Genomic DNA, 4382 nt, shown 5'->3' with positions numbered 1-4382 from the left:
TCTGATGGGACTCTCGCTCTCGATCGTTTATAATCAGGGAACCGACCGCCCCGATGTCCGACTCGCGCTTGCCACCTTCGCCGTCCAGTTCGCGCTCAACCTCGCGTGGACACCGGTCTTTTTTGGACTCCGGCGCCCAGGACTCGGGCTCGCGGTGATCGTCGCCCTCTTGATCGCGATTCTGGGGACGATCGCGACGGTGGCTCGGGTCGACCGACGGGCGGCCGCGCTGCTCGTCCCCTACCTCGGCTGGGTGTCGTTCGCGACCATCCTGAACTACGCGGTATATATCCAATAAAAAGTGTACTGCGATTAGTAAAAACGCAAGGACGGCTGCGATCGGATTCCTCCGTGACTGATGATTTGGGCTTCCGTCCTATCTGTCTGTGAAATTCGGGACTACCGATGTAACACCGGAGCCAACGTGTTCGACCCCTACGACCGGGGCCGGGGCCGGAGCCCGCTACTCCGATTTCTCGTTGGATCGTTTCCGGCCGCGGATATCCGGTGCGACTGCCCACGCGAGCAGTGCCCCGATCATCACCGCGGCGAGCAATCCCGTCTGTGCGATCGACATCTCGACGCCGAGGTGGACGAACACGGTGCGGAGTTCGATCACGATCGGCACCATCACCGCGACGACGACGAGGAAGCCCCCCCAGCTGATTCGCATCAGCGGCTCACCCCAGAGGCCGAGCGCATCACCCGATCACCTCAGGTCTCGGAAGCCACATCAACGGATCACCCCCACGAGCGAGTCGAAGATCGCCTGTCCGGTGAACACGACCGTATCAATGAACTGCGGCGAGGGACTTCCGCCGGGGCCGAAGAGCCCGTGACGGCCGATGATTGACGCCAGCGGCAGCGCGTACGCCAACACGACGAGCGCGATTGCGATGCCCGCCCACAGCCGCAGGTTGTCGAGGACGAGCGGCGCATCCTCGGGACCCGAAAGCGTCTCGGCGTAACCGTTCGCCGGCAAGGTGTCGACTTTGCTGCCGCGGACGGTCATCACCACGATGAGCATGAACAGCAGCGTCGAGATGAACAGTAGCGTTCCGCCGATGACAACCTGCATGTTGAGTTCGGCGACCGATCCAGCGGCCGGTTGGAAATCGAAGCCGCTGTACTGTGGCTCGGCAGTTCGCCGCGGGATGCCGGCGAGGCCAGCGCGGTGCATCGCGTTCGACATGAATGTCATGCCGATGAACCACAACAGGACCTGCGCTAGCCCGAGGGACTTGTTCCAGATCTTCTTGCCGGTCAACTGTGGCAGGAACCAGTAGGTGGTGGCCATGAACGTCAACGCGACCGCGGTCCCGACGGTGAGATGGAAGTGGCCGACGACCCACCAGGTGTTGTGAACGAGGTAGTTGATGTTCATGCCGGCGTTTATCATGCCCGAGAAGCCGGCGGCAGCGAACATCAGTCCGGCGAGCGCCATCCCGGTGAACACCGGGTTTCGCCAGGGGAGCGCGCGCAACCACCCGAAGTAGCCGGTTCCGCCGCGTTGTCGCGCACCGTGCTCCATGCTCGCGACGACGGTAAATGCGGTCAACAGGCTTGGCAACAGCAGGAACATCGTGTTGACCATCACGATGAATTTGAACCCTTCGGCGATCCCCGGATCGAGGTACTGATGATGGATCCCCGTCGGGGTCGAGAGGATCAAGAAGAGAACGAAGACGACGCGGGCGAGTGGATCACTGAACAGCTTCCCGCCGGAGATCTTCGGCAGCATGACGTACCAGAGCATGTACGCCGGCATCAACCAGAAGTAGACGACGGCGTGGCCGAAGAACCAAAACAGCGTCCGAGTCAGGAGCGCGTTTACCTGGTCGATGAGCCCGAGCGACCACGGGATCATAAACACGACGACGGAGATGGCGACGCCGAGACTCGAGATGATCCAAAACAGCGTCGTCGTCAGCGCCATGAAGGTCGGCAGCGGAATCCGTTCGTCGGGGTTCTCGCGCTTCCAGGCCCACCACGAACGGAACCAGTCGATCCCGGCGAACCACGACCCGACGATGAACAGTGCGAGGCCGACGTAGAACAGCGGATGTGCCTGTAGCGGCGCGTAAAACGTGTAGAGGACGGCCGCGCTCAGCGGGATCGCATCGAAGAACCCACCGATGATGGTGATGCCGGCCAAGAGCGAACCACCCGCCATGAGGCCGTACCACGCCCAGGTGTACCGGAGGTCCTCGAGTCCGCGATCGAGGCTCGTCGTGACGCCCCAAGTAAACACCCCCACGAGGAAGAAGATAGTAAAGGTCAACACCAACAGCACGGCGTGGAGCGTGAGATACGAGTAGTAGTCCTCCGAGGGGATGAGCCGGAGGATATCGACCCGATGGAGCACCTGCAACAGCCCCATGAGCGCACCGACAAAGAGCGCGGCGAAGGAACTGTAGAACGTCGCCCGGATCAGTTTCGCCTCGTCGGGGAACTGATCGAGGTATGTTCCGGAGTTAGCGCCGAGGCTCATTGGCTATCTCCCTCGAACTCCTCCTCGGGAACGACGTTGAGTTTCCCTTCCATGTTGTGATGCCCGCTGCCGCAGTACTCCGTACAGATGACGCCGTACTCTTTGGGTTCGTCGACGTTGACCGTCACCTCGGCGACCTCTCCCGGGATCACCATCGTGTTCGCGTTCGTCCCAACGACGCTGTAACTGTGTATCACGTCGCGGCTCGTGAGGTGAATGTTCACCGTGCTGTGAGCGGGTACCTCAACTTCGGTTGGTAGGAACGCAAACTGAACGACTTGGATGTATACGTCGTACTCGTTTTCACCGACCTGTTCGACGCCGGGACTGGAGAACTTCGGGTGGTCGTTGATGTTCTCGGGGTTGATTGTCTCCCCGGAGTCGTCGACCATCGCGACGCCGATTCCGACCGTCCCGTAGGTGATCGTCAGAATGAACCCAACGATGAGCACCATCGACGCGGCGAGCCAGAATTTCTCGTAGGTGTGGATGTTCATAGTATCGTTCCGACGATGGTCAGATCGTTTCCGAGGAACTCGACGAAGTACATGAAGACCCACAGGGCGCTGATGATGACGAAATAAATGGCGATCAACGCCAGCGTCCCTTTTGGATCGAACTCGTCGTGCCCGATCTCGCGTCGTAACTTCGAACTCATACAGACCACTGTTAATTCGTTGTATATATTTATTGCCCTCAGGATTCCAGACTGCTGGGACACGGGCAATAACTTTTTATCTAGTAGAGCTAACTGAGGAGTATGTCAGATGGTTCGCTTTCGCCGCGAGTGTCGGTCGTCGTCGGACTGCTCGCGATGGCGCCAGTGCTGTGGTACGGATTAACGAGTTCAAGCACTGCGGGCATTATATCGGTCGTCAACGTCCTCATAACGATCGGCGCGTTGCTCATCGCGACCGGTCCCGCCGAAGTGGCAACTGTCCATGGTGGGTCCTCGGCGTAACCGGTGACAGCTTAATGCGATCCTGGCCGCCCGTCGTCTCCCTCCCGTGTTCTGCTACGCATCGCTGTCCAGTATGCGACCGGAGACGAACCGTGAGTACCCGATCCTCATAAAGTTGTGAACGGTGACGACCCTCGCATGTACCGGCGGCGATCCCCCGTATGAATACTAACGACACCACCACAGCCGACGAATCAGGCTGTCGACTCTGCGATCTACCGACGCCCGCGACGCCGGTGACCGGTCCTGACGTTGAGGGGACCTTTTGTTGTCGGGGCTGTCTCGAAGTGCAACGGTCGCTCGGCGATCTCGAGGCGTCTGAAGCGGAGGCCGTCCGCGAGGCCGTCGACAACGACGGCACGACAACGCCCGATGAAGTCCCGGACACTGCCGAGTCGGCGTTCTTTTCGGTCGACGGGATGCACTGTACGACCTGCGAGGCGTTTCTGGAGGGACGGACAGCGGCTGAGGACGGCGTTCATGCCGTCGAAGCGAGCTACGCGACTGATACCGTCCGCGTGCAGTACGATCCGGACGTCGTCGACGAAGAACAACTCCCGGAGGCGCTCTCGGGGTACGGGTACACTGCCGGCTGGCGCGAGGAGGGCCGCCCCGACGGGGACACCAATGAGGTCGTGAAGTTTCTCGTCGGCGGCGGATTGTTCGGCATGATGGTGATGATGTGGTACGCGCTGTTTCTGTATCCGACGTACTTCGGTTACGAGCCGCTCGCCGACTTCGGCGGGTTGGACGGCCTCTACATCTTCGGGAATATCTGGCTCATGGCGACGTTCGTCCTGTTTTATACCGGATGGCCGATCCTCCGAGGTGCATTCGTCAGCCTCCGGGCCGGCGTGCCGAACATGGACCTCCTCGTCGCGCTGGCCGCCTGCAGCGCATACGCGTATAGCACACTCGCGATAGGGCTCG

Annotated in this window: 6 protein-coding genes and 1 pseudogene; 3 read left to right on the top strand and 4 right to left on the bottom strand. The window is 60.6% G+C overall.

What is annotated here, in order from left to right:
* Positions 1 to 298: TspO/MBR family protein (locus tag ACI944_RS12280; protein WP_411719332.1), on the top strand; the 298-nt coding region annotated here is incomplete at its 5' end.
* 165 nt (positions 299 to 463) lie between these two features.
* On the opposite strand, the gene ACI944_RS12275 is transcribed toward ACI944_RS12280, so the two are convergent.
* From ACI944_RS12275 to ACI944_RS12260, 4 genes and pseudogenes are all read right to left on the bottom strand, one after another.
* Positions 464 to 673, bottom strand: coding sequence for a CbaC protein (locus tag ACI944_RS12275; protein ID WP_411719331.1), 210 nt, complete (start codon positions 671 to 673; stop codon positions 464 to 466).
* A gap of 60 nt (positions 674 to 733) precedes the next feature.
* Positions 734 to 2491 carry a b(o/a)3-type cytochrome-c oxidase subunit 1 gene (locus ACI944_RS12270; RefSeq protein ID WP_411719330.1) on the bottom strand — a complete coding sequence of 586 codons (1758 nt, stop codon included), beginning with the start codon at positions 2489 to 2491 and terminating at the stop codon, positions 734 to 736.
* Between the two features lie 11 nt (positions 2492 to 2502).
* Positions 2503 to 2988, bottom strand: a pseudogene (locus ACI944_RS12265) (cytochrome C oxidase subunit II); the annotation flags it as partial.
* A complete protein-coding gene (locus tag ACI944_RS12260; protein ID WP_411719329.1) occupies positions 2985 to 3149 on the bottom strand; it encodes a cytochrome oxidase in 165 nt (54 codons plus the stop codon). The gene ACI944_RS12260 and the pseudogene ACI944_RS12265, both read right to left, overlap by 4 nt.
* 102 nt (positions 3150 to 3251) lie before the next feature.
* On the opposite strand from ACI944_RS12260, the gene ACI944_RS12255 reads away from it, so the two are divergent.
* Positions 3252 to 3452 carry a cytochrome-ba3 oxidase subunit gene (locus tag ACI944_RS12255; protein WP_411719328.1) on the top strand — a complete coding sequence of 67 codons (201 nt, stop codon included), beginning with the start codon at positions 3252 to 3254 and terminating at the stop codon, positions 3450 to 3452.
* Between the two features lie 161 nt (positions 3453 to 3613).
* A partial coding sequence (locus ACI944_RS12250; RefSeq protein WP_411719327.1) for a cation transporter occupies positions 3614 to 4382 on the top strand: 769 nt, incomplete at its 3' end.

Source organism: Natronomonas sp. (assembly GCF_046710025.1).
Classification (GTDB): domain Archaea; phylum Halobacteriota; class Halobacteria; order Halobacteriales; family Haloarculaceae; genus Natronomonas.
This window is presented reverse-complemented; position numbering and strand designations above follow the sequence as displayed.

What these genes read in the sequence shown, in the direction of transcription:
- ACI944_RS12270 (WP_411719330.1), bottom strand. Translation starts at nt 2,491, where the DNA reads ATGAGCCTCGGCGCTAACTCCGGAACATACCTCGATCAGTTCCCCGAC.
- ACI944_RS12255 (WP_411719328.1), top strand. Translation starts at nt 3,252, where the DNA reads ATGTCAGATGGTTCGCTTTCGCCGCGAGTGTCGGTCGTCGTCGGACTG.
- ACI944_RS12275 (WP_411719331.1), bottom strand. Translation starts at nt 673, where the DNA reads ATGCGAATCAGCTGGGGGGGCTTCCTCGTCGTCGTCGCGGTGATGGTG.
- ACI944_RS12260 (WP_411719329.1), bottom strand. Translation starts at nt 3,149, where the DNA reads ATGAGTTCGAAGTTACGACGCGAGATCGGGCACGACGAGTTCGATCCA.